The organism is Deltaproteobacteria bacterium (genome assembly GCA_016183235.1).
Classification (GTDB): Bacteria; UBA10199; UBA10199; order DSSB01; family JACPFA01; genus JACPFA01.
Genome location: JACPFA010000037.1, coordinates 1 through 24,411 on the forward strand (window position 1 = coordinate 1; position 24,411 = coordinate 24,411).

Here is a 24,411-nt window from a genome sequence, read left to right on the forward strand (position 1 = left end):
CCAAGAAGCTCTTAAAGAGCTAGACCTTTTGAGATCTCGAGGATCATAAGGTTTTAAAAGTCCCGTAAGGGACATAACCTTAAACCTCAGAAAGGAACGTGCTGTATGAACTATGCTACAAACTATATTGGATGTGATGCTCACATATCAAGTTGTACTTTTCATGTAATCAATGAAGTGGGTAAGTCAATGGATACCAAGACCATAGAGACAAACGGTGCCAAATTGGTTTCGTATTTTCGCGAGATGAAGGGGGAAAAGAAGTTGGTAATTGAGGAGACCAATTTATCGCGATGGTTATATTCCCTTTTGCGACCGGAGGTGGATGAACTGATCGTGTGTGATCCGGTGAGGAATCGTTTATTGAGCGAAGGGCCGAAGACGGATCGAGTGGAATTGTTGCATTCCACTCTCTATGAGACTGGTTGTTTCAGTTTGAATGAGATGGGCGGGTAAGAAAAAAAGAGAACCAAAGTCCAGAATCCAGGTTGCTTTAGGGCTTCCCGGATTCTAGAGCTTTGATCATGCATAAAAAGAACCTGCCTGATAAGGGCAGGGGACCATCCAGGCTTGCAAGATTGTGGCTATCGTGGTGAGTCCGCACCGATTTGAAGACAAGTACAAATTTTTTTCATATTGTGGATTAGTGAAACATCCCCGGGAGAGTGATGGGATTTCCTATGGGCAACGGCGAGCCCGAGGAAATTCAACATTAAAATGTGTTTTTCGGATGGCGGGACATACGGTGATACGTGGGCAATCGGGTTTAAGAAAGTATTATGACCGACTAATGTCCAAAGGTTGTGACGCACATGCGGCCTACAATGCGGTTTGTCGTAAGATTGCAAGTTTGTCGTTGGCCGTTTGGAAAACGGGGAGAAAATATCAAGATGATTATAAAGATGATGCTTTAAAACAGATTCGACCTTAAGTAGGGTTGACCGGAAGGCAGGCGAACATTTTTCGACCTGGTTTTGGCAATCCTCTTGAGCGAGGGACGAGATCCAATTAGCGCGATGATCATAAAGATCCATACTCCTGGTTGATCCGCCCTCATCCATATCTCGAAATGATCATGCTCTTCAAAGAGCCAGATAGATGAATGAAGATGTTCGAATCTCAGTTAAAGATCATGAAAGAGAAATGCTTGAATCAGAAGTTATGCAAAAAAATGTTTTCATGTTGAGCCGGTGTTTAGTGCTTGGTTTGCAACGTCATGGACGCGCGGTCAAAAAAGTGTTTTTTTTTGACAGGGGGAAGCTTTTTTCTCTTGACCGGCTTTTTCATAGATGTGCTACAGGTTCTAGCTCAGCCCCCTTCAGTAAAACTTTTTATATCTCTGCAAATATTTGAGAAGAAGTCTTTTCGAGGTAGGGAGAGGCCAAGGGAGAGCCTTTCAGCGCAGGAGGGCGGACGTAGGAGGGTAATATAAATGCTGTCATTGCGAGCCCAACGGGCGTGGCAATCTCACCGGTTAAACCGAGGAGATTGCTTCGTCGCAGACTCCTCGCAATGACAGAAGCCCTCCTTAAGCCGACCCGAAAAGACATGGGGATAATTGTAAATGAATTGGGAAATAGTTCTTAACTGCGAAAAGCTTTGGCTAAAATGCCTTGCAATTTTGATTGTTGATGAAAGGCGATCACCGCTTTTACATGCCCATCTTCAATAAACTCACCCTTCGCATCTAAAACCCCCACTTGCTGCCCCAAGGCAAGTAAGCGAGGTGACACGCCGACTTGTGTGTCTTGAGCAGCCAGCAAACGCATTACCAGAGCTGTTTTTCTGACCTTTAATATTTCTGCTTCAGCAGCCGGAGCATCGGGCTTTCCCATCACCAGGGCTAACAGTTCGCTCTCCTGGCCAGCACGCAACCTTCCGTTTTCGTCAAAAAGTTTACGCAAACTTTCATTTTCTGGGCGCAAAATGCCATACACACTTTTAACCCCTTCTTGTAAATGAGCCAACTCAACTTTGGCTAAAACAGTCATCACTTCTGAAACACCTAGATGATCGTGGGGGAAGGCATTGATCACGCGGGTAACCAAGGCATCGGGGGCCTCGGCTTCTTGGGGAGGATTGCCTTGTAAATAAAGCTGCACCCTTTCTCCAAGGCTCGACAAACGCCCCCGTGAAAGCAAAGCACCTAAAGTCACCTGTTGATAAAATTTAGGATTATTTATGTCGCCGGGTTCACCCATCAAGACATCTAGCTTAAGCTTGGCTACCAACGCCTCTCGCACCTCACGGCACGCCTTGTCGTGATTGGCCAAAACTTTTTGCCGATAAGCATCGGCATCGTCACCCACATCTAGATAAGCAGATACTGTAGGCATCAAACCCTGCCCAGCCATAGCAAGCTTACTGCGCTCTTCCATTTTATTTTTTAAGCCTTGAGCCTCGGCATTGACCAAGGCTGCATATTCTGACTCTTCCCCACCCTTGGCCAAACGTTGATAAAGGTGCCACCCCATATCGGCCAAGAATAAACCAGCAACGGCCCTGGCACCAACCCTGGCAACCTTGGTGCGAAAGAGATAGGTGCCACGGTTGCCAAAAACCATTTGATGCATTTCAGGTGCCCAAAAACTGATGAAACGAAAGCGCTCGCGTGCCTTCGAACCTGGCTCACCTAAACCATCGCCAAACAAATAATCCAAACCCGCACTCGAGGCTAGCCCCGGCCCCATATTCCAAAAAGTACGACCTGGCACCTTTAAAGTTTCCCAGGTTGCTTTAGCTGCCGCGCGCGCCACATAACGTGGATATCCTAAGTGCCGGGCAGTGCCTGGCCCTTCAAAACCAAAATTGCGAGTCACGCTAGCCGAGATGGCATGCCTCATGGTGTGGCGAGCTTGAAAGATGTATTGAAAAGGGCGATGGGTTAATTCAACCGTATTAGAACGGGTGACAAAATCAAAAGGTGCACCTAAAATTTTTCGATTCGTATAAACGGCCCAGGTGCCTTGGGCGGCCCGGCCAATATAGTGGCCTGCAGTCACGATAAGCAAGAAACGTTCTTCGCGGTTCAAACTAGGGTCGAGGCCCAAAATGTCGGCCAAGTATTCTAAGGGAATGAGCGATAAAATTGAACCGGCTAAACCAGGCCCCAAATCCATCACCCGATTTTTAAAATTATCCCGCAAGGGAGCTGCCGCCTCGGAGTTAAGCCAAGTTTGGCCATCATCGCTCTGCACCCAAAGGTTGAGCCTCTCGAGCGTCATGGGTTGGTTGACAATCTTGGCCAGCTCGCGCTCATTCTGCACATTGGCCGCGCGGGCCAGTAAATGAGGAATGCGACTTTCCATGATGCCAACATTACGAGCAAAGGCCGCTACGTCGGTGGGTAAATAATAGGGTGAATCTTGCACCACGTTGGTGGTACGATGCAGCACTTCTTTAATTCTTGCCCCACCACGAACATTGCTAAGCCGATTTTCTTGAAAGTCGTAATCAAATTCAGGCGGGGTTTCTTTAAGGGCAGATTTGTAATGGTTATCAAGCACCTGAATTTGCCCTGCAAAATAATCCCGCAATGCCTGCCGATCGACCTCTTGACCACACAAACCTGCCACTTCTTGGGCATTCATTAAATGATATTTTAACTCAGGGTATAGGGCACGCAGTTCGGCTGGTCTCAATTTCTGCCAATCGTTTAGAACATAGTTAGCCGCAGTCATCCCTAAGGTTAAACGCCGATAAGGAGTATCGCGATTAGATTGAAGGTCTGCCAAATCATCAACTTGGCCTGCAATAGGTGTCATTGCGGAATCTGTCCTTGCCGAAGTTTTAATCTTGTCGTTGAAAGCCGTAAAATTCCAACCCACATGGCTAGCCGTACCAATTTCTGCTGAGACGGTTCGAAAGAGATGATCTAAGGCTCGCGCTGGCCATAGCCTTTTGGCCGCATGGCGATATTCTAAATGACCCCGACTAATTAAAGTGGGGGCCTCATCCCGGGCCGCATGACGGTCTTGATCTTGAATAATACTTTGTGTGGCACGGCGAGTACTCTCAAATGCTGTTCTTGCAGTCACCGCTCTGGCTACTGCACCAGCATCAAGCGCCGGCGAGGGGACAATACGAAAACCTCGATTATCGGTGCGGGTAGGAGTTGGCGAACTGGAGGCCATACGACCTTCGTTTGGATTAATGGTCACCACCGGCAAGGCCTCGCCGGTTTTGCGCACATAAGTCCGATCGAGTTGCACCAGGTTTTGCCTAAAATGCGCTGCTAGTGGTTTGCCCACTTTTCCCAAGACTTTAGCCGCTTCGGCCCCTGCCGCCATGTGGTATTTAAGCTTAGGATAAAGTTCTCGGAATTCGGTTGGGCTTAAATTTTCTGGAGAGCGCCGAATGACCTCGCAGGCCTTAAGCCCTAAAAAAATTCGCCGCAGGGGTGAGTCTTCATTATTTGTGAGGGCGTGGTCAATGGCCTGGGTGGCTTGTTCAAGCAATTCGGTTTGCCCTTCACCCAATTGTTTTTTCAAGCCCTCTACTAAATGAGTGCGCAGTTGACCAAAATCCCAACCAATGATCTGGGATTGGGAAAAATCAGGATAAACGCCCAGCACTTGATACACGGCTTGCAAGGCTTGAGTATTATATTTTGCACTAACGGCCGCTGCATAAACATTGCGATCACCCAAATGATCTTGAGCAACAATAAGTTGAGTGCTCTCTCGTGCCGCTTCAAAGTTACCAAAAAGCCCTTGAGCATGTTCGCGACGATGATGATGGGCCTCGTGGGCTAAGGCTAAATATTTTAATTGATCACCGGGGTAAATCCTTTGCAACAGCTCTGCGTTTAATTGCCCGTCCGACGAAAATGGCAACAAGTCAGGGTCAACAGCCGCAGCCTTTAATTTGTTGGCATCGATCCCAGCAATGTCTTGCACCCCTTTTTGACCTAACTCCCAAGCAACATCAACCAACGGCCCCTCTTCAACAGCAAACCCAAGTTTTTTGACGGTATGACGCCGCCGCACCTCACCCAGAAAATAGAGGGTGTTATCGGCCTCACGAACTTGGCCACCATCAATGAGTTGTTGCGCCTCATGCAAGGCCTCCCAAGCATCGGTGACATAATGAAAATGGACTTTTTTAGCAGTGGCACTTGCCTCATTATCTGTAACAAACTCGGTTACATCCGCTCGATAACTTGTGGGGGCAACGACGAAAACATGAGTGGGGTGTTCCCCCAACCCCGACCTTGCCAAAAAAGCATCCATCGCTTGAGGCAATAAAACCCGGCCTTTGGAATGCCCTGTCTTTTCAGGGGCCACAGGCACAAATTTAAAACTCACCTGTAAGGTGTGATAAAGGCGAAGGTAAAAGTTATTAAAGCGCTGGGTAATCGCCGCCTGCGTAAGTTGTGGATTAGCTGCCTCTACGGCCCTCATGCCACTAGGATCATCCGCAAAACGTTTGAGCAAATTCCAATAGGGATAAATGCGGCTAGGATCTTCAGCCGTCGCCATGGCGTATTGGGCGAGGGCATAATCGTTAAACCCATCAATATCGAGCACGCCACCGGGGTCGGTATGACCCATGCCGTAGCTCAAAGAGGGGTTTAAACCCAAAACATGACAAAATAAACTCTCGCCCGTTTCTTGGTGAAGACTGAAACGGGGAACCGGCAACCCCCTCCAAGCGGTTTTGCTAACATAACGACGCCATAAAAAGGGGGCGCTTCTCGCCAAGCCTCCCCCCACAAATACCGTCGCATCTCCTAGAACAGCAGGATTGAGCAGCGGCGGCAATTGCCATTGCCCTGACACAGAGTTGCGCACCCCCAACAAAAGCCCTGCTACCAAACCGACTCGGCTCCCTGCCGCCTTACCAAAAGATTTGCGACTGGCAAACAACGCCTCCAAAGGCCCAAGGGGGGTTCGACGGATATCGGAATTAAGACTAAAAATGTTGCCCTCTTTCCCAGGATGCGAGCCACCATCGCGATCCCTAGCAATAAAGTGAAAATTTTTAGAATAATTGTGAGTCATAGACCCACGCACATTGGCACCCAGCACATAATCGCCTGCCCACCTGTCAGGAGAGCTGGCAATGCGTCGGACATCGATAAATGGCGTATCGGATTGCGCCCACACTACCTTAGGGCCTTTACTCCGCGGTAGGGACCTCATAGCCGCGGCTAAATTGTCGGTCATGCCACCCAAACGTCGAAAGGTAATAATGTCTTTGTATTGTGGATTGATTCTTCTTAACTCAGCCACTTCGCCTTGAATTCGCTTGTCGCCCAAAATGATAACCTGATGCCCATTGTTGGCCAGGTCTTCGGTGGCCCACGCAATGGCCTGTTTAGAATCGCTAAAATATTTTATGTCCACCCCTTGCTCACGAGCCCTGACCCCCTGCTCGTCCATAAATTGATCAAAATCAGGGCGAGCTTCTTCGTAATTCACCACGGCCACCTTGGCAGACTTTCGACTATTCAAAATCTTTTGCATGCCACCCAACACGGCTTCTGAGCTAGGAGATAAAGAATAATGTTGAATATTAAGATTGGGGTGAATGGGCAGCATGGCATCCCGCATGCCCTCAACCCGGGGGGCCAATTTAGCCGCACCCACAAAAATAACTTCTTTTGCCCCTTTTCCCACCTGTTCGCTAGCATGGGTAATGGCTGCTTGAGGATCGGTGAAAAAAGAAAATTCTAAACCACTGCGGCTAATGGTATCGGCGTGACTTGTTAAAAAGCGTCGTACACTGCCTTCGATATCAGCTCCCCCCCCCACCACCACTTTAGCAGGTTGGCGTTCGGTTAAGATGTTCGATAAATTTAAAGCAATGCCACTACGATCAGGCTCAAAGTGAAAGGTAATGCCCGCTTGCTGAATTTCTGGTGCAAAAACTTTTAAGAATGCATCAAAGACGGGTTTCGAATCGGGCGTGCCCACCACCGAAACCCACTTTTGCCCGGCCTGAAGCATATTCATCATTTGAAAGGCAAGCAGCGGCACTCCATTGACCGGCAAAACAAATTTAGAAGGATGCACCCCACGCAATAAGGGATTTAAAACGGCTTTGCCCTTAAGCTCACCCCGGGCATAGGGAACAATATCGCTTAGCCAAACATGGGACTCGCGTTCCGACCCCACCCCATAACCGCCAATCAACATGCCCTGCTCAATAGGTCGTTCATAGGCTAGCGGCTCATAACCATAGGGGACATAATTCCCCGCAAGCGGCGCGTTGGCACCAGCCGGCGCTTGCCAAATCCCACGAATGGCATTGAGCTTGGCCAAACTAAAGGCGCTAGAGCCAGGAACAACCCCACCCGTTGTCGGAGGTGTACCCCCACCACCAACGGCTGGTACTGCATCCCCAGCCGCACTCGCTCCTGCTGCACCTGCTGCTTTAATCTCACCTGGACCTGGCATAAATTACTCTCCCGTTACATGTTGACTAATAAAACTTTGTGATTCAGGTTCTAACATCCCATAAGGTAGTGCCTTTAAAAATGCCTGTGCTGCACCCCTTGCATCAAGATCGTCTGCCTTGTTTAAGGTTGGACGTAATGTTTCTAACAGCGCATGATCTTTTAATTGAGTCAACCTAGGGTCACCCACAATCCAATCCGTTAAGACACGATGCTGAGCCTCGGTGATTTTCCCCTCTGCAAACAATTTATTGGCCAGGGGTAACAAGGTTGAATAGTAAACAGGATACCCCACCGAATCTAACTGGATTTTACTTAAGCCAATCCCCGCCAATATTGCCTTGGGCGCCCTAGCCAAATTACCAATCGGGCCGGGCAAATTTCTTGGAGCTACTAACAAACCAACCACAAAACGCTGCCATGGCTTAAGATCTTGCGGAGTTTTTGCCTTTTCAATACCAGTAAATTTTCTAGCCTTTCTACCTGCGTATTCAGCGTGGGTGAGGTTATAAAAACGCCGCGACATTTTATCAACCGGCCAAGCATGGGAAATAAGCGAACCGGTACTGCGTGCATTCAAGGCAGCAAACCGTGGGGCTTCTCCCCAATAGGCCTTGCTATGCTGCCACGCTGTTTTAAAACCACCGCTCGGTTCTTGAAATACTACATCGTACACATTTCCAACCGTAATCTCATGGGGCTCAATCCTACGCCCTTGATAGGTAAGTTGAAGATGGGGATGAGTTCTGGCAAATTCTATCAATGTGTCTTGCATAATGGGGCGAACGATATCTTTACGGCCAGGCTTGGCAGGTTTATCACCTTTGGCGGGCACCCCATCAAAACTCTGATGCCCTTTGTTGAAAGACCCTGGGCCATTTTCCATGACGCGAAATAACGTCGGACGATATTTTTGAACAAAGAACCTTCGTGCCAGGTCTTCGCCAGTATACTGGGGCTGCGCAAGGGCCGCCCATCGTGAAGGCCTAAGGTAGCTACCCACGCCCGGGGCAATGGCCTTATAAGCCAAGTCCATCATGGTGGCCCTTACGTCGTTCAGTTGCCCTCTAATCCTAATCTCTAACCGAGGGTTCTCATGATTTCGTGGGCTAACCCATAGGAGAGCATCGCCCGTAGCATCGGCAAGCCTCGCTCCACTATATTCAACCCGAGCCCTGGCCTTATCACCCACCACTTCGATAGCATGAAACAACTCCCGGCTAACAAACGATACTTTAAGGGGCACGGGGCCCATTTCAGGAATCAATAAATCTGTATTGAAAAATACCGCCCCTTGTCTTGCCCCGGTGGGCTTGTATGCCATATGTTTTAACAACGAAGCCCGCTCTGCATCGGAAAAATGCCAAACCTTTGCTAGGTGCTTAGCAGCCGCCTCAGCATTCCCCACCACCAAAAAATCGGGGACATTCCCAATATCTGATTTTCGAATTAAGGCCTCAGTCTTTAAACCCGTGCGCCCACCAAATTCTTGAAAACTGCCATAACCGAAAACGGCATCCATGTTTGATTCACCAAACATGGGTTTAATCCCATCTTCAACCATGGCGTTTACCATGTCGCGGGTTGTGCGAACTTGACGTGCCGTACGCAAACCACTACCGAAAGTATGCTCCCAGGTTTCTGGAATCCCTGTAATCGAAGGTGCATTAAAGGCCCCATCAAAAGGATAAGCTGGTGGGAGTGGGATCTTTCCATAAAATTCTAGCCGTTGTTCGAGTTTTAAATTTCTTTCGTAGAGATTGATCCCAACTTTCGGCAAAACAACACGACCCGCTAAATTAGCCCCCGACAAACCTAGATGCATTCGCGCTAGGGCCGTTAATCTATCAACACCATCGGTCGCACCCGCTTGTAAAGTGGGGGCTAAACCGAACGCATTTTGAGTGTCTTGCGAATAGCCTAAAGCCACATATTGCAGGGCAAGGGGTACCCCAGCCAAAGCGAGCCTAGAACCCCAATCCATCTGAGGCATCCCCCACCACAACCGTGACGGGGTAACTGGGAATTGCAAGCCTCGCGCCACCAAGCCCTTCCCCACCGCGCCCGCCACGCCAAACCAAGCAAAATCAACATAAGCCGACGCCATCTCAGCCCCGAAATTGCCGGTGGGCTTGTCTTCAAATTTTAGCATCCCGTGATGAAAGGCCGTATACATGGGCGCCTGCGCTCCAAAAACAACGCCCGCTGTGGTGGCCTTGGCGCCAAAACCACGCACCTTGGTAAACTTATCTAAAACTTTCATGGTGCCCCAACGCACGCCCAGCGACCCCATGCCGGTGAGGAATAAAGGCACCACCACTTCAGGGGTAAACACCTCTTGCGGTAACACCGATGCATTTAAGACCAAGCGCGGCAATGAATTGCCTACCCCCAGCACTGCATCTTGCAACGCTCGGCGCCCTTCGTTAGCCAGACCCGGCACCACACCGGGCAAACCCTTGGCCAAACTTTCAGCCACTTGCAAAATCGCTGCAGCCCGATCGCGCTGGCCACCTAAAACCAGGTCGTGGGCCAGAGCCGTTAAGGCATTCACATTAATTTCGGGGGTTGAATTAGAACCGATCTCAGTAAAAACCCTAAAACACTGTTTGCCCACTAACCCAAGCAGGGCCCCCTTGCCCCCCTCGCCTAAGAAAAAGTAGGCCTCGGATAAATTGCGAGACTGACCTAAAACAGCCTTAAATTTTTGGAGAATGGGGGGCAATTCGGCCGTAGGGTCGGTGCGGCTTGCTGCCACATAAAGGTTGAACACGAGCCGCAAACGAAGGGCGTCCGTCCAATAAACTAAACTATCTTGATTTGGCACTACACTGGGAGCCCCGTTTGGGCCAGTGGCGTTGAGCCCAGCTACCATGCTAGAATCCTTGTTGTTTTATAGAGTTGCGATTGTATCGCGGGGCGGGTAGATTAGTTGCGTTATTTCATCTTTTTCGACCACTTCTTTTTCAAGTAATCGTGTGGCGAGGGCGTTGAGCTGATCGCGCTTATCTTTTAAGAGTTCAAACACCCGTTTTTCGGTGTCGTCTAGGATGCTCTTGATTTCTAAATCGATCTCGCGAGCGGTGGCCTCGCTGTAATCTTTGCTACTCCCCAATTGCATGCCGGGGTCTAAAAACATCGGCCGACGGTCGCGCTCATAGGTCACCAGCCCCATCCGTTCGCTCATGCCATAATCTTTCACCATGCTCTTGGCAATCTCAGTGGCCCGTTTCAAATCATTTTCAGCACCGGTAGAGATTTCGTTAAACACAATCTTTTCGGCAATGCGCCCGCCCAAAAGCACGGCCAAGCGGTCGAGCAATTCCGACAAAGTCATCATATTGCGATCTTCGGTGGGTAGCTGTAAAGTGAAGCCCAGAGCGCCTATCCCACGAGGAATGATCGAAACTTTATGCACCGGGTCGGCATGTTTCACATTCATGGCCACAATGGCATGCCCCGATTCGTGATAGGCGGTGATCTCTTTTTCTTTTTTCGTCATCACCTTGCTTTTCATTTCAAGGCCTGCGATCACCCGATCAATGGCCACCTCAAATTCTTGCATGCCTACTTTTAACTTGCCCTTGCGCCCAGCTAGTAACGCCGCTTCGTTCACAATGTTAGCCAGATCAGCCCCCACAAAACCTGCGGTGCGTTGGGCGACTACTTCCAAGTTGACATCGGGATCCAAGCTCACCGCCTTGGTATGAACTTCTAATATCTTATGCCGACCTTTAATGTCGGGTTTTGCAATGGAAATATGGCGGTCAAAACGCCCGGGCCTTAACAGTGCCGGGTCTAAAATTTCTGGCCGGTTGGTAGCCGCCACCACAATCACCCCTTGATTGGGTTCAAAGCCATCCATTTCGGCTAACAACTGATTTAAAGTTTGTTCGCGCTCTTCATGAGTGCCGGCAACCCCCACCGAACGCGCCCGACCAATCGAATCAATCTCATCAATAAATACAATACACGGGGCACTTTTTTTCGCGCTGGCAAAAAGATCCCGCACCCGGCTGGCCCCCACCCCCACAAACATTTCGATAAAATCGCTCCCGCTGATCGAATAAAAAGGCACGCCCGCTTCTCCGGCCAAGGCCTTAGCCAATAAAGTTTTACCGGTGCCAGGTGCGCCCACCAACAAAACACCGCGGGGGATTTTTCCACCCAAACGTTTAAAACGCTCCGGGGTTTTTAAAAATTCTACCAACTCTTCGAGTTCGCCCCGAGCTTCATCAATCCCAGCCACATCTTTGAAAGTAACTTTAATATCTTTTTGTGCCGCGAGTTTGGCCCGGCTTTTGCCAATGCCCATAATACCTGAGCCCGGGCTGAACCGCTTCAACACAAAGCTCCACAGTAAAAATAAAATCCCCAAAGGAATGACCCACGCAAACAAAATATCTTTGAGCCAGGTATTTTCTATCACGCCTTTAAACTTAACTTTGTTGGCTGCTAACAGTGGCACCAAGTTTTCATCTTCTACCTTCACCAAATTAAATTTGCGCCCTTGTTCATTAGTGGGTGGCGAATTTTGTTTAAACTGCCCACGGATAAACACGTCGGAAATTTCTACTTCTTCTACATTGCCTAATTTAATTTGATCGACAAATTCATTATAGCTAAGCCCCCCCGCTGAATTCATCGAGTTAAGCATGTTATGGAAGATAGCCAATATAAAAAGTGCAATCACCAAGGCTAAGGGATTAAAACCTGGTTTTTTCTTTTGACCACCATTTTCCCCATTTTTATCTGGCGCATTTTCTTTTTTCGGAACCTTTGCAACCATGGGTAATTTTCATCATATATTATAGCGATACGCAAGCAGATACTTGACACTTAGCGTCAATCCCCGCACAATATAAGTCAAGTATGTGCACCTTTGGTAATTTGGATTTGTGGGGACCTCTAAAAAGGGCCCAGGTACAAGGCGCCCGCAAAGACGCGACCGGAGCGTATATGGAAATGCGTGAGGATCACGGCTTTGCGGGCAATCCTTCGCTTACGCTCTGGACAGGCTCTGCAGATGGGTCGTTTTTAGAGGTCCCCATATGGCCATTCATGCTATGAGGCGTTTCTTACGTAAGCTCAAACGCAACACCGAAAATACCCTGCTTTATTTAAAGTTTGCTGCTGAAGGTAACCGCGTTGAACGCATCACCGATTTTAATCGAATGAGCAAACCCATCTTGCTCTTGCACGGGCTGGCCGCTACACGCAGGGTTTTTCAAATTTTGGAAAATCGTTTGCGCATGGACGGCTACAGCATCTTCACGCTGCATCTGGGTGGGCTAGCCGACACATTTAATACCGACCCGATTAACGAATCAGCCCGTTTCGTGGCCAAAAAAGTCAAACGCCTTTATGCCAAATATAAAATCAAAGAAAAACTAACCATCATTGGGCATTCCAAAGGTGGCTTGATTGGTCGTTGTTATGTAAAAAAATATGGTGGGGCTAAATTTACGCAATGTCTTATCACACTGGGCACACCACACAATGGTTCACCTTGGGCGTTCTTGGGTTATTTTACTTTATTAGGTTTGTTTTCAAAAAGCCTTTTACAAATGACCCCGGCTTCAAAATTTATCAAAGAATTAAACCACACCCCTTGGCCACGTGGTATTAAAATTGTTTCGATCTACTCTAAAGAAGACCCTTTCGCCATCTACCCCTCGGCCGTGCTTGACCCCAAAGGCAACCCCAACGTGCATAATCTCGAAATCCCCGACCAAGGCCACACCGATTTTCTCATCACCAAAAAATCCTACCGCGTCATTCGCCAAGCCCTCAAACTGAAAATAAAAAAATAGACCTCTTGCATAACCTACTACGCGACCCAATGACTTCGTTGGGTCACCCCAAAATCCTCACGTATTTCCATATACGCTCCGGTTTTGGGGCCCCGACCCGCCTTGTCCTTGGGTCGCTCGCAACGGTTCTGCAAGAGGTCTAATAATCACGTAAAAACTTGTAGGCCAAAATCAATAGCTGCTCTCTTTTGGTTTTCATCTAAGGTGACAAAGATATCTAATCCTCCGTTATTTCGAAACCAGAGCGCAGTTCGTAGATGGATGAGGTCATTGGTTTTAGGAATTTGAACAGGTGGAAAAAGGTTGGTCAAACAAAGCTCTACACTCACGTCTTTAAGTAAAAAAAGTTCCCGATCTTCCTTAAGCTGTACCATAGAATTTGCATATTCATCAGGACGAAGTTTTTTTTCTCGGCTTAACCGCACTAAATTTCTTTCTGCTTCCAAAAGCAGCAAGATACTAGAACACACAACCTTGCCAATCAAAAAGGATTTGATTTCGACGCCGCGCCTTTCCCCAACTAGCATCGCAAAATAAGCCGAGGTGTCAATATACACTCTTGTTTCATTCATGGATTAGTTTTCTTCACGATCTTCCTGCAAGGCCTTCAAGGCCAACTTTCCCACTCCCCTCCTTTTAACTACCGTCACAAAACGCCCCTTCCCCACCCGCGAACCCACATGCAATCCCTTCGGGTTGCTAGGGGCCAATACGATATAGGGTCGGTTATATTTGGTTACATGGATGATCTCGCCTTTGGCAGCCTTTTCGGCCCAAGAAGAAAGGTCTTCTTTTAGATCTTTTAACGTCACTGTATTCATACGAAAAGAGTGCTCCTTTAAGTACTTTTTGTCAAGAGCTGTTTCCTCTCCAACACACTCACCAACTCAGCACACGATAAAAAAAGCATAGCTAAATAATAAATCCACAAGATGAGTAAAACAAGTAACGCCAACGAGCCATAAATGAAATGAAAGCGGTCAAAGCTCACCACCACATAAATTTTAAAAACCTCTCTGGCTAATAGACTCATCAAGCTAAAAATCGCAGCGCCTATGAGTTTAGACCGCCAATGAATTTTGGTGCGAGGGATGATCCAAAGGGCCATCACAAATAGAAAAAAGTGAGAAAATAAAAAGAAGGGCTTCCCTTGAAAAATAGTTTGCACCGGGATTTGCACCCCAAAACCTTCGACCATTTTAACAATAAAGGCCCCAAAGGTTGGAACAAAAAATAAAATGCAGGTTAAAAAAGTTAGCCCAATCGAAAAGAGTGTTGAATGCCAAAAATTGCGCTTTTTGTGAGAGGAAAATATTTTTTCTAAGGCATGCTCGATGTTGCTAAAAAGTAACGAGGCAATAAAAATAAGCGCTATTAAACCAATCCACCCACGCGTAAATTTCTTACTCACCAGGCTTTTAAGAAATTCCACAAACTCGGGCTGTAAATTGGGCAAAGTCTCCCCAATCCACACAATGATCTGATTAAACAAGGCATCCGATTGCCCCAAATAATGCCCAAACACCGAAATGATAATAAGCGTTAAAGGAACCAAAGAAAAAATCGCATAAAACGAAAGCGCCGCGCTGAGGGTAAAGCCATCATCGCTCAAAAACTTCTGCCCTACTTTTTTTAAAAAGCCCCCAAGAGTGATGAATAGATTGGGTGTCTTGCCCATGAAAACAGTTATACCGTAGGATTAATAATTCGCAAACCACTTTGTTTTGCAGCTTGAATAAGTCTTAAATCCGAGGCAATAAATTTCATTTCAATTTCTTTCTCTTCTAAAAAAAGTGCTGTTGCAAGATGAACCCCATCAGCACCCCGCAGAGCATACCTCTTAAAAAGTTCCGGTATTAAAGTTAATACATCAAAAGTTAATTCTAAAACGTGGATGGCTTGCCAATCCCTTTCAAAAGCCAAAACCTGAGTCTTTAACTGCTTGGCATCGAGGAATCCTTCGCGATGGAGTCGATAAAAAGTAGAAAAAATCTCAGCGTAGGTAAGCACCGAAGTAAAAATAGAACCCTCCCGAAAAAGCCGATCGACTTCTACAGAACCACTTTCACTAATATAACGCTTCACCAAAACACTCGTATCAAAATAATAGGTAGCCATCCCCTTACTCCCGATCCTCAATGACATAACGAGAAGCGATATCTCCCCCTAATTTTATTTTGGAGTGCTTTTTCTTCGCCTGGCGAGGTTTAGCAAGTTTGAGAACACCCAAAGCTGCCAAATGGGCCAGCTTTTCTTCTAAACTTAAGGGGGAGGCTTTTTTATTGAAAGGCAGCAATTGGGCAATGGGTTTGCCATGATCGGTCACTACAAAATGTTCGCCTTGCCTTACTTTCTGCAAATAAGCACTTAATTGATTTTTAAGATGTGCCGTACCAACCTGTCTCATAATATAGCTACTATAGCTATATTGTATTATAGATTCAATAGCTATTTTATTTATCGCACCTAAAAAGTTTTACCGAAGTCGGCTTAAGGCTTCCAGGGGTCCGTGTCGTCCGGCGGCCGTAACCCCCAGGCGACAAGGAAATAACAGAGTGTTATCAGATAGGAGGCGGGGTCAATTGGAACGGTGGCTTATTACAATTCTTTGGTGGTTGGATGAGCTGTGAATATCGAGCAAACATGGAAGGATTGAGTCCTTCTCTTGCAATACCTTATTCAAGCACATTTATAGGTTTTTCATGGATTGACCCACTAGAATTTTTTCAGCCCATCCTACTAAATGAGCAAAAAACAATATTTTTATTTTAACTTAACTCTTCTGAAAATTAATCCGCAAAGGTGCGCCGGTAAAATCCCAGGCTTCACGGAGGCGATTTTCTAAAAATCGGATATAACTGGTTAAGATTTTATTGGGGTGGTTGCAAAACACGATGAACTGCGGCGGCCGCACCGCCACTTGGGTCATATATTTTAAATTAATGGTCAACCCACTCTTGGTGGGATGCGGATGGGTTTCAATAATGGCTTCAAAAAACTTATTGAGTTGCCCGGTAGGAATGCGACGATTCATGTTGGTAAAAATTTTCTCTACCATGGGGAAAATTTTATTTACATTCAACCCCGTCTTCGCACTAATGGCGAGCATAGGCACAAAATCGAGTGTTTCATAGGTATCATGAAATTCCTTTTCAAGAACTGCCAATTTTGCTTTGGAAGCCAAATCCCATTTATTTAAAAGAATCGCCATCCCCCGCCCTTGCTTATAAGCATAGTTCATCACCTTGAGATCTTGAGATTCAATGGGTTTGGTGGCATCGACTAAAATCAAAATCACATGGCTCTTCTCAATCATCCCCAACGCTTTTAAAACCGACACCTTTTCTACTTTGCCTTCGGTTTGTTTTCTTCGCCGAATCCCTGCCGTATCGACCAATTCATAAAGCCTGCTCCCTGATTCTAAGAAAATCGATAGCGGATCTCGGGTGGTGCCAGGTTCATCAAAGACTACCGCCCGTTCTTCACCGATCATTTGATTAAGCAGGGTAGATTTCCCAACATTGGGGCGACCAATCAGCGCAATTTTAATATCAGCGGCTGTTTGGGCTTGATTCGCTTGTTCAGGCAGTTTGAGAACCAACGCATCGAGCAAATCCCCTATCCCTCTACCCGACTCAGCAGCCACCGGATAAACTTGATCAAAACCCAATTTAAAAAATTCTTGCATTTGAGTTTCTAAACCTTCGTGGTCGATTTTATTCACTACCAACAAAATAGGTTTGCCGGTTTTGCGTAACACCTTGGCAAATTCTAACTCACGATTAGTAAGGCCTATTTTCCCATCCACTACAAAAAGAACAAGGCTGGCCTCGGCCAAAGCCGCGCGAATTTGCTCGGCCACTGCTTTGGCAAGTCTTTCCCCCATAGGGTCATAACCACCCGTGTCTACCAACATAAAGCCACGCCCATTCCACTCGGTGGTTCCATATTGGCGATCACGTGTCACCCCCTCCCAATCATCTACAATGGCCTGCCTGCGACCAATAATGCGATTGAATAGGGTCGACTTGCCCACATTGGGCCTACCCACGATCACAACTTTTAAAGGATTATTAGGAAAGGACATAAAAAATGTAGCGGTGCAGGGATTCGAACCCCGGACACGACGAATATGAATCGTCTGCTCTGACCAACTGAGCTACACCGCCTCTTTAATTTAGAGAACCTCTAATAACTTGAATTTTTTGGGACCTCTAAAAAGGGTCCAGATGCAAGGCGCCCGCAAAGACGCGACCGGAGCGTATATGGAAATACGTGAGGATCGCGGCTTTGTGGGCAACGCCGCAGATGGGCCCTTTTTAGAGGTCCCCTTTTAGTAAATTAATACCACGGATTCATTCACCATGGTCGGACTCATAAAACCCCTGTCCCTTAGCCTGGCTGCGGTTAATATTTCAATTCCATTTTTTGTTTTAAGAGGAATATATTCCGCAAATCCACCTTCAATTTTTCGCGTCTCCCACGTTTCTGAAAATCCCAATTCCGTCCACTTGAGTTTCACCAATTTGGCGCTCTTGAGCAAAAAACCTTGCCCAATGCTGCCCCGCAAATAAGCACCGTTATTAGCCAACAGCACTTCATCGGCTTCGCCGGGCTGAGCCGCTGGTAAAACCTGTAGCCCCAAAGACACTGTGAATCGACTACTGACGACTTCGTTGAGGGCATTGGTTAACTTAGTTTCAATTTCGTTAAACGAACCCCCTAACTTCTCGGCCGAAGTCGCTCGTCTTTTGTAATGGTCGCCGTTGCGATAAAATAATTTCAAGTATCCCGCCGGGGTAAGATATAATAATTCTTTTTCACCACCGTTACCCATTTCATACCATTCAAATCCAAAAAGCCCCACTTCATAGGGAAAATTTAATTTACGCGCTGGCGTTGTCTTTGAACCCTCAATTTTCAATTCGTAAAGTTGATGCCGCACTTTTTCATCGGATGAATAAGTCTCGGCAGCTAAGATGGTAGAACCTTCATAGGTAATAGGCCGAATCAAATAAGGGATATCATCAACCAATACTTTTGGTGCATTGCCCTCCAAGGTAAGCAAAAAAGATTTTGCCCGATTATCCCAAATATTACTCACCGCCAACACAGGGCTTGCATGCCCTGCAAGCTGAAAGGCTGAAACATGGATCACTCGGTCGTATTTTGAACCCCTCCAGGTTGCAAGTTCAGTCAGTTCTTTGGCACCACGTTGATAAAATTTAATCAGCCCATCCGCCGACAAAATAATTTCAGATTTTCCATCACCGTTAAGATCAGCCACTTCCATCGAACGCACTTCAAAAGGCAGGCGCTGCGAAATAAATTGGTAATCACGAATTGCATCGACACTAGGCGCTTGCAATTTTTGCTTGGCAACTTTCTTAGGCTTTTCTTCGGGCGGCAACACCGACACACTAGCAACTTTTTCTTGTTTAACTTGAGCTGCCTCAGGGATAGGCTTCGAATTTTCTGGAACTCTTACAATTTTAGGAGGGGTCTTTTCTTTTTGGTGAGCAATAATAACGTTTTTGTCTAACTCAATAGTAAAAATCGGGTTTATCACCTGGCTAGCAAATTTTTCGGTAAGGGCTGTCAATTGGCCAAGCTTAGGCAAACTCAGGTATTGCACTCCCTTTTCCCCCGAACCTCTTATCCAAGTCACATACAAAGTACCCTGGTCCCCCAACCAGTTGAGCCTCCCGGCCACCAACAGGTCCACTTTTTCTTTACTCAACAATTTATGATTAAGCTTGTCTGGATTCACTGATTGATCAATAACTTTAATACTATTCTTTGATGTTTTACTTAAAGACCCAATAAACGTATCGCTCGCCATCACCGCCAGATATTCAAACCCCGCCGGCCCAGAATAAACAAAGCGATACACCCCAACCGTTTCGGCATATGATTTTGCAGATAAAATAAAGAGAATAAAAAATAAACCGCTCGCCAAAAACTTCTTTCGCATAAGGTCCAGAGCTATACCCAACCCACCTTTCAACTTCAAGTGTTTACTCGGGGTGTCTAAAAAACTTGCTCCAAATTTAATATGGAAGATTCTTTCGCCATCATGGGTCCCCGCCTTCGCGAGGATGACATGGTTCAGAATGACAGTTATATAAAAAGAGGGCGAGGTGACTTTGCAGTTGAGTTAGCTTTGTCGACCCATCGCGGAAGCGCCGGGGCCCCCAATGCGGGCTGGCCGGTATGGAAAGCCGGTTATACCGGAAGGATTCCATGCCGGCCAGCCCCATTAGGGTCGGCGATGGAGCGCGGGTCGACAAAGCTAACTCAACTGCAAAGTCACCTCGCCCTCTTTTTAGGTGCAATGATTTGCAAATTATTTGACTCGCAACGCACAACCGACGGACCCCTGAAAACTAGTCGGAGGTTCATCAACCTGTTCTTTAGAATCAGCGCTTTTACCTTTTATCCCACCAGTCCCACCCGTTTCCCCCGATCCAGCCGGAGGTTTATCCTCCCCACCACCGATAGGATCCAATACAGGGGTTTGCGTCACAGGCATTACCATACTATAAACCGCCCCTTGGTCTTGATGGCCATTAATATCGGCAAAATACGCACCTACCAACAAGTTGAATCCTTCCAAAGCAAGCCCACCTCCAAAGCGATCATTATAATTCCCATCGGATGCGGTTATTTTCTGCATTTGAGCCCAGATGCCTGTTTGATTAGAATAAACATACACCGCACCTTGATTAACATTGCTATTCATATCGGCAAACGGAGCACTCACCAAAATAAGATTATCTTTCATCATCGCCCGCACTCCAAACAAATCACCAGCTGCTCCATCGACGGCAACAAGCCTTTGGGTTTGAACCCAATTTCCATTTTGATACGTGAATAAATAAACCGCTCCTTGTTTTTTATTGCCCCCCACGTCAGCAAAATAAGCACTCAGCAAAGCAGTAGTACCATCCCATTGCATAACCCGACCAAAGCGATCTCCGTCCAACCCGTCCACCGCTACCAGTTTTTGAGATTGCACCCACATCCCATTATTTTCATTGAACACATAAGTTGCGCCCCGATCCACTCGCCCTTCAACATCGGCCGTAAAGGCACTGATCAGCGCCGTTTTAGAATGAATTTTAACCGAACTACCCAATTGATCCCCAGCCGCACCATCCAAAACAGTTAGTTTTTGGGTTTGTGACCAGGCACCTTGTTGGTAAGCAAAAACATAAACAGCACCCTGATCGGTATTGCCCCCCACATCCGCTAAAGGGGATCCAATCATGATCGTATGACCATCAGTAAAAACAAAATTCCCCAGTCGGTCCCCCGCTGCACCATCCAACGCAATTAATTTTTGAGTCTGTGACCAGGCACCTTGCTGATAAGTAAAAACATAAACCGCACCTTGATCCGCTGCCCCGCCTATTTTGGCCTTAGGCGCACCCACGAGCGCTATGTTTTCATGAATAAAAATTGAATCCCCAAAATAATCACTGGCCTCTCCATCCATAGCCACTAACTTCTGAGTTTTAACCCAAGCCCCGTCTTGATAAGAAAAAACATACACGCTACCAAGCCCCGCTTCACCCTGCCCTAATCTTGGCGCGCCCACCCATAGCTGGTTTTGATTTATTGCAATCTCAAAACCAAAGGTATCGTATGCTGCACCATCTTCAACCGACAATTTAGATTGAAAAACAAAATCTTTTATAGGCGTGGAATTTTGGGCATCTAAAGACCCAAGCCCAACCCCTATCAAGAGACCGGTTAAACAAAATAAGAATAGCCTGAAACCCCTCACAAATGCCCCCTTAACCCTCAACGGAGATTATAATGCAATTCTCTAAGGCAAGCAATCCCGATTGGTTGGTGTAAATCTATATTGACAAATTACACCTAATTACTTAATCTTTCGAAGAAAGGGAAATATGATTTATGGGTGTCGCCAATATTAAAATTCCCACAGAATCCATTGAAGAGTTAAAGAAATACACTCAAGAAACCACTGGTCAAAAAGCAGTGCAAAAGGCGTTGGTCTATTTTTTAAAAGAAGCTCGTCAGCGCCAAATTATTGATACCCTACAACAGGTTTCCTTCCAAAAAGGCTTTAATCCCTTAAAACTCAGACAACATGAAAGATAAATATATTCTGGATTCTTCGATCTGGATTGAACTAGAGCGGCAATCTCCCAACGTAACTGGACAAATAAAGCCCTTTATTGAAAAGAATCAGGTATGTTTGGTCGATGTCATTGTAGCAGAGGTCTTACGTGGCGTTCGAACAAAGCAAGACTTTCAAATTCTTTTCGCTGCATTTCAAAATTTTCGTTGGCTAAAAACCGACTGGGCAAAGGTGGCAGAACTGGGTTTTAAAATAGCTAAAAAAGGCCATCATCCCCCGCTGATCGATCTTTACATTGCACTTTGTACCCTTGAAAATCGTAGGACACTCATTACCCAAAACAAACATTTTACTCATATTGCTAAAATAATCCCCATTAGTCTTCGCTACTTTGCCCCAAGCAAATAAGCATGAATAAAGGGGTCTAGGTCGCCATCGAGCACCCGTTGGGTATCACCCATCTCCGTATCGGTGCGGTGGTCTTTAATCATTTTAGAGGCCCCTTGACATCCACCGTAACAATCGTTTGAGGAGCTATCTGAACATCGAAATCATCAAAGGGAACAAACGGAAGTCTTACGTGTTGTAATTCGGCATCTGCCGCTACTTCAAATCCATCAGCAATAAGAACGTTTTTGACGTATTGCAGGGAGTCATTCGCACTTGGCCTGTAATGACCAGAACCATTGTTGACCACGGTTACTTGCCCATCCTCGATGTATATTTCTCCCGCACCATAAACGTTTCCCCCCCCCAGCCAGTTCGCTGTGAGTTGGCCGCTCGGCACCTGGTTCAAGAGATTCCTGAATCATGCGTAAAGTCCCATCCGACTGAATGGCATAGATGAATTTAACCCTGTTATCGGTAAAATCACGCAAGATAGCGGCCGTATTTTGCCGGTAACGATTTGTAGATAATGCTTTTTCATAAGCGGCACAGATTGCTCTGCGTGCCCGTTGGAGAGGTTTAGAATATCCTTCTCTGACAGTAGCCCTGTCTTTACCCTCTGTGCTTTTAATTTTATCCACCATTTCATCATAGAGCAATTTGTATGCGGCTTCCGATTTTTCGATACTTTAGTGGGTGGTTTAAGCCCAATGGCTGAAAAGAGTTTACTGGCGTTGCACGGGTGATCTTGAAAATCTGGTGTCAAAGTTGGGAGTTAATAGGCCCCCAAAGCATTAAGAATAGCTTTCAATATATCACTTAATAGGCTTTCTGAAATTTTCCCAGCAAAAGGACCACGGATGAGCAATGATTTATCCAAAGTTGTGATTTGCTCACATTTGGCCATGGAATCCTGTTTAAGCCCCCCTAAACCCTTTTTTATTCTGATATGAGTGGGGGCAGCACGAAGGTTGGTGGTTAAGGGAATGGCAATCACATCATCAGCGTATTGATTGCGTACGTCCATCGACACAATCAGAGCTGGCCGTTCTTTACTATCTTTAGGTTTATTGGGAATACGAACTAAATAAATTTCACCGCGCTGAGGAAAATTTTGCATAAGACTATTTTTATGAAAACCGTTTCGAGACTTGCTGGCTAGAAAGTTTTGCCCAATTTTTTGCCTCGCTTTTTTCCTCTTCAGAACAGGTTAAATAATAATTTTTAGTTTCTTCTTCTAATAGACGTTTTTCTCTATCAGCCAAAGATTCTATCAATAATTGTTCAATGGCAGCACTACGCGACCTAGTATCAAGTTTTTTAGACCAGCGATCAATCTTATTCAGCACTGCAGAATCTAAGGTGAGGGTAACTTTCTCCTTATAAAATCGCTTATTTATTGAATTATGCATCTTTGACTCCTATGAGGTATTTTTAGTTCATATATTTTACTTATTATATATCTTATAATTAATAAGTCAATTCAGTAAAATAGCTCAAACCACTCGTCAGGAACCTTACGGAATAAAACTTGTCTCGGCCATGCGTCTTTTGAATGAACTTGTTTAATCAAGCCTTTTGCCCAAGCAAATAGGCTTGAATAAAGGGGTCTAGGTCGCCATCGAGCACCCGCTGGGTATCGCCCATTTCGGTATCGGTGCGGTGGTCTTTAATCATACGATAAGGTTGCAAAACATAAGAACGGATTTGTGAACCCCAGGCATTATCCGATTTAGTTGCCTCTTTGGCATCGCGAGCAAGATTGCGTTTTTCTATTTCTAAGGCGTAAAGTCTAGAACGCAAAATTTTGTAGGCCGACTGTTTATTTTGGGCTTGGCTGCGCTCATTTTGGCACTGCACCACAATGCCAGAGGGAATATGGGTCATGCGCACCGCGGTATCATTTTTTTGCACGTTTTGACCACCCTTGCCACCGGCGCGATAAGTATCAATGCGAATATCAACCGAATTGATGACAACTTCAATGGTATCGTCGACCAAGGGATCCACGTCAAAGGCCGCAAAGGAAGTATGGCGACGTTTGTTAGCATCAAAAGGAGAAATACGCACCAGGCGATGAATGCCCACTTCGGCCTTTAAATACCCGTAGGCATATTTACCTTCTACCGTAAAAGTCACACTGCGATAGCCTGCCCCATCGCCATCGGTATAATCGGTCACTTCGGTTTTGTAACCGTGGTCAGCACACCAACGCAAATACATGCGCAGCAAAATCGACACCCAATCACAAGATTCCGTTCCCCCGGCGCCCGCATGAATAGAAACCACCGCCCCTAGATGGTCTTCGGGTTTATTAAGCATGACTTGCAATTTTGCAGTGCCAAGTTTTTTTTCGATTTGATCAAGCTTTTGCTCAAGCTCGAGGGCAAGATTGGGGTCTTCTGGAATGAGTTCTAGATAAACCTTCCCCTCTTCTAAACTGGCTTGAATCGCTTCAACCGTTTGCACGGTTTGCTTACAAGTGTCTAGCTCTTGGGTTAAAAGTTTGGCTTTTTGAGAATCGTTCCAAAAATCGGGTGAGGCGCTTAAACGATCGAGTTCTTGAATACGCGTGATTTTTTTGTCGACGTCAAAGACCCCTCCGAATCACGGCGAGTTCAGCTGCAGCGTCACTTAAACGTTGAGAATATTCTTTGGACATAAAAACCTTTCTCTCTGTCATTGCGAACCCGGCAGGGTGA

At 46.4% G+C, this 24,411-nt stretch carries 20 protein-coding genes, 1 tRNA gene and 1 pseudogene; 5 read left to right on the forward strand and 17 right to left on the reverse strand.

Annotated features, from left to right (window positions below; genetic code table 11):
- Positions 1 to 556 precede the first annotated feature (556 nt).
- Both HYU97_09250 and HYU97_09255 read left to right on the forward strand, forming a co-directional pair.
- Positions 557 to 931: pseudogene (locus tag HYU97_09250) on the forward strand (transposase).
- 167 nt (positions 932 to 1,098) lie between these two features.
- The gene (locus HYU97_09255; protein ID MBI2336929.1) at positions 1,099 to 1,353 is read left to right on the forward strand and encodes a hypothetical protein; all 255 of its coding nucleotides are present in this window, start codon (positions 1,099 to 1,101) and stop codon (positions 1,351 to 1,353) included.
- Between the two features lie 230 nt (positions 1,354 to 1,583).
- Here HYU97_09255 and HYU97_09260 read toward each other — a convergent pair whose 3' ends face one another.
- From HYU97_09260 to hflB, 3 genes are read right to left on the reverse strand one after another with little or no spacing between them, the layout of a single operon-like run.
- Positions 1,584 to 7,400 (reverse strand): hypothetical protein, encoded by a 5,817-nt coding sequence (locus HYU97_09260; protein MBI2336930.1) that lies wholly within the window; start codon positions 7,398 to 7,400, stop codon positions 1,584 to 1,586.
- Positions 7,401 to 7,403: 3 nt separating this feature from the next.
- The gene (locus HYU97_09265) at positions 7,404 to 10,274 is read right to left on the reverse strand and encodes a hypothetical protein (GenBank protein ID MBI2336931.1); all 2,871 of its coding nucleotides are present in this window, start codon (positions 10,272 to 10,274) and stop codon (positions 7,404 to 7,406) included.
- 18 nt (positions 10,275 to 10,292) lie between these two features.
- Entirely contained in the window at positions 10,293 to 12,056 is a 1,764-nt protein-coding gene (gene hflB / locus HYU97_09270; protein MBI2336932.1) for an ATP-dependent zinc metalloprotease FtsH, read from the reverse strand.
- Between the two features lie 394 nt (positions 12,057 to 12,450).
- Between hflB and HYU97_09275 the strand changes: the two genes are divergently transcribed.
- On the forward strand, positions 12,451 to 13,212 hold the full coding sequence (locus tag HYU97_09275) for an alpha/beta fold hydrolase (protein ID MBI2336933.1): 762 nt from the start codon (positions 12,451 to 12,453) through the stop codon (positions 13,210 to 13,212).
- 146 nt (positions 13,213 to 13,358) lie between these two features.
- Here HYU97_09275 and HYU97_09280 read toward each other — a convergent pair whose 3' ends face one another.
- The 9 genes from HYU97_09280 to HYU97_09320 form a co-directional block, all read right to left on the reverse strand.
- Positions 13,359 to 13,784: a PIN domain-containing protein gene (locus tag HYU97_09280; protein MBI2336934.1), complete on the reverse strand. Its 426-nt coding sequence runs from the start codon at positions 13,782 to 13,784 to the stop codon at positions 13,359 to 13,361.
- A gap of 3 nt (positions 13,785 to 13,787) precedes the next feature.
- Positions 13,788 to 14,033, reverse strand: coding sequence for a hypothetical protein (locus tag HYU97_09285; protein ID MBI2336935.1), 246 nt, complete (start codon positions 14,031 to 14,033; stop codon positions 13,788 to 13,790).
- A 17-nt stretch (positions 14,034 to 14,050) separates the two neighbouring features.
- Positions 14,051 to 14,890, reverse strand: a complete 840-nt coding sequence (locus HYU97_09290) for a YihY/virulence factor BrkB family protein (GenBank protein ID MBI2336936.1) — start codon at positions 14,888 to 14,890, stop codon at positions 14,051 to 14,053.
- Positions 14,891 to 14,898: 8 nt separating this feature from the next.
- Complete coding sequence (locus HYU97_09295) at positions 14,899 to 15,330, reverse strand: type II toxin-antitoxin system VapC family toxin (protein MBI2336937.1); 432 nt, start codon at positions 15,328 to 15,330, stop codon at positions 14,899 to 14,901.
- A 4-nt stretch (positions 15,331 to 15,334) separates the two neighbouring features.
- Positions 15,335 to 15,619, reverse strand: a complete 285-nt coding sequence (locus HYU97_09300) for a type II toxin-antitoxin system prevent-host-death family antitoxin (protein MBI2336938.1) — start codon at positions 15,617 to 15,619, stop codon at positions 15,335 to 15,337.
- Between the two features lie 366 nt (positions 15,620 to 15,985).
- Positions 15,986 to 17,299, reverse strand: coding sequence for a ribosome biogenesis GTPase Der (gene der, locus HYU97_09305; protein ID MBI2336939.1), 1,314 nt, complete (start codon positions 17,297 to 17,299; stop codon positions 15,986 to 15,988).
- A gap of 8 nt (positions 17,300 to 17,307) precedes the next feature.
- Positions 17,308 to 17,381, reverse strand: a tRNA-Met gene (locus HYU97_09310).
- A gap of 164 nt (positions 17,382 to 17,545) precedes the next feature.
- Positions 17,546 to 19,186 (reverse strand): hypothetical protein, encoded by a 1,641-nt coding sequence (locus HYU97_09315; protein ID MBI2336940.1) that lies wholly within the window; start codon positions 19,184 to 19,186, stop codon positions 17,546 to 17,548.
- A gap of 372 nt (positions 19,187 to 19,558) precedes the next feature.
- Positions 19,559 to 21,001 carry an FG-GAP repeat protein gene (locus HYU97_09320; GenBank protein MBI2336941.1) on the reverse strand — a complete coding sequence of 481 codons (1,443 nt, stop codon included), beginning with the start codon at positions 20,999 to 21,001 and terminating at the stop codon, positions 19,559 to 19,561.
- A gap of 134 nt (positions 21,002 to 21,135) precedes the next feature.
- Here HYU97_09320 and HYU97_09325 point away from each other — a divergent pair, with 134 nt between their 5' ends.
- Together HYU97_09325 and HYU97_09330 are read left to right on the forward strand one after the other, a co-directional pair.
- The gene (locus HYU97_09325) at positions 21,136 to 21,342 is read left to right on the forward strand and encodes a hypothetical protein (GenBank protein MBI2336942.1); all 207 of its coding nucleotides are present in this window, start codon (positions 21,136 to 21,138) and stop codon (positions 21,340 to 21,342) included.
- The gene (locus HYU97_09330; GenBank protein MBI2336943.1) at positions 21,332 to 21,730 is read left to right on the forward strand and encodes a PIN domain-containing protein; all 399 of its coding nucleotides are present in this window, start codon (positions 21,332 to 21,334) and stop codon (positions 21,728 to 21,730) included. Before HYU97_09325 ends, HYU97_09330 begins: the two co-directional genes overlap by 11 nt.
- On the opposite strand, the gene HYU97_09335 is transcribed toward HYU97_09330, so the two are convergent.
- The 5 genes from HYU97_09335 to prfB all read right to left on the reverse strand — a co-directional run bounded on the left by HYU97_09335 (position 21,709) and on the right by prfB (position 24,286).
- Complete coding sequence (locus HYU97_09335; GenBank protein ID MBI2336944.1) at positions 21,709 to 21,813, reverse strand: peptide chain release factor 2 domain protein; 105 nt, start codon at positions 21,811 to 21,813, stop codon at positions 21,709 to 21,711. The two genes, HYU97_09330 and HYU97_09335, sit on opposite strands and share 22 nt — an antisense overlap.
- Positions 21,810 to 22,118, reverse strand: coding sequence for a hypothetical protein (locus tag HYU97_09340; GenBank protein ID MBI2336945.1), 309 nt, complete (start codon positions 22,116 to 22,118; stop codon positions 21,810 to 21,812). The genes HYU97_09335 and HYU97_09340 overlap by 4 nt, the downstream gene beginning before the upstream one ends.
- Positions 22,119 to 22,484: 366 nt before the next feature.
- Positions 22,485 to 22,829, reverse strand: a complete 345-nt coding sequence (locus tag HYU97_09345) for a type II toxin-antitoxin system PemK/MazF family toxin (protein MBI2336946.1) — start codon at positions 22,827 to 22,829, stop codon at positions 22,485 to 22,487.
- 10 nt (positions 22,830 to 22,839) lie between these two features.
- Positions 22,840 to 23,121: a ribbon-helix-helix protein, CopG family gene (locus tag HYU97_09350; protein MBI2336947.1), complete on the reverse strand. Its 282-nt coding sequence runs from the start codon at positions 23,119 to 23,121 to the stop codon at positions 22,840 to 22,842.
- Positions 23,122 to 23,278: 157 nt separating this feature from the next.
- On the reverse strand, positions 23,279 to 24,286 hold the full coding sequence (prfB, locus tag HYU97_09355) for a peptide chain release factor 2 (GenBank protein MBI2336948.1): 1,008 nt from the start codon (positions 24,284 to 24,286) through the stop codon (positions 23,279 to 23,281).
- Between the last annotated feature and the right edge of the window lie 125 nt (positions 24,287 to 24,411).

Excerpts from the sequence above, each read along its gene's own strand:
- HYU97_09265 (MBI2336931.1), bottom strand. The coding sequence starts at position 10,274 with ATGGTAGCTGGGCTCAACGCCACTGGCCCAAACGGGGCTCCCAGTGTA.
- HYU97_09350 (MBI2336947.1), bottom strand. The coding sequence starts at position 23,121 with ATGCATAATTCAATAAATAAGCGATTTTATAAGGAGAAAGTTACCCTC.
- HYU97_09325 (MBI2336942.1), top strand. The coding sequence starts at position 21,136 with ATGGGTGTCGCCAATATTAAAATTCCCACAGAATCCATTGAAGAGTTA.
- HYU97_09285 (MBI2336935.1), bottom strand. The coding sequence starts at position 14,033 with ATGAATACAGTGACGTTAAAAGATCTAAAAGAAGACCTTTCTTCTTGG.
- hflB (MBI2336932.1), bottom strand. The coding sequence starts at position 12,056 with ATGCTTAACTCGATGAATTCAGCGGGGGGGCTTAGCTATAATGAATTT.
- HYU97_09255 (MBI2336929.1), top strand. The coding sequence starts at position 1,099 with ATGAATGAAGATGTTCGAATCTCAGTTAAAGATCATGAAAGAGAAATG.
- HYU97_09280 (MBI2336934.1), bottom strand. The coding sequence starts at position 13,784 with ATGAATGAAACAAGAGTGTATATTGACACCTCGGCTTATTTTGCGATG.
- HYU97_09290 (MBI2336936.1), bottom strand. The coding sequence starts at position 14,890 with ATGGGCAAGACACCCAATCTATTCATCACTCTTGGGGGCTTTTTAAAA.
- der (MBI2336939.1), bottom strand. The coding sequence starts at position 17,299 with ATGTCCTTTCCTAATAATCCTTTAAAAGTTGTGATCGTGGGTAGGCCC.
- HYU97_09275 (MBI2336933.1), top strand. The coding sequence starts at position 12,451 with ATGGCCATTCATGCTATGAGGCGTTTCTTACGTAAGCTCAAACGCAAC.
- HYU97_09300 (MBI2336938.1), bottom strand. The coding sequence starts at position 15,619 with ATGAGACAGGTTGGTACGGCACATCTTAAAAATCAATTAAGTGCTTAT.
- HYU97_09345 (MBI2336946.1), bottom strand. The coding sequence starts at position 22,829 with ATGCAAAATTTTCCTCAGCGCGGTGAAATTTATTTAGTTCGTATTCCC.
- HYU97_09260 (MBI2336930.1), bottom strand. The coding sequence starts at position 7,400 with ATGCCAGGTCCAGGTGAGATTAAAGCAGCAGGTGCAGCAGGAGCGAGT.
- HYU97_09330 (MBI2336943.1), top strand. The coding sequence starts at position 21,332 with ATGAAAGATAAATATATTCTGGATTCTTCGATCTGGATTGAACTAGAG.
- HYU97_09335 (MBI2336944.1), bottom strand. The coding sequence starts at position 21,813 with ATGATTAAAGACCACCGCACCGATACGGAGATGGGTGATACCCAACGG.
- HYU97_09295 (MBI2336937.1), bottom strand. The coding sequence starts at position 15,330 with ATGGCTACCTATTATTTTGATACGAGTGTTTTGGTGAAGCGTTATATT.
- HYU97_09315 (MBI2336940.1), bottom strand. The coding sequence starts at position 19,186 with ATGCGAAAGAAGTTTTTGGCGAGCGGTTTATTTTTTATTCTCTTTATT.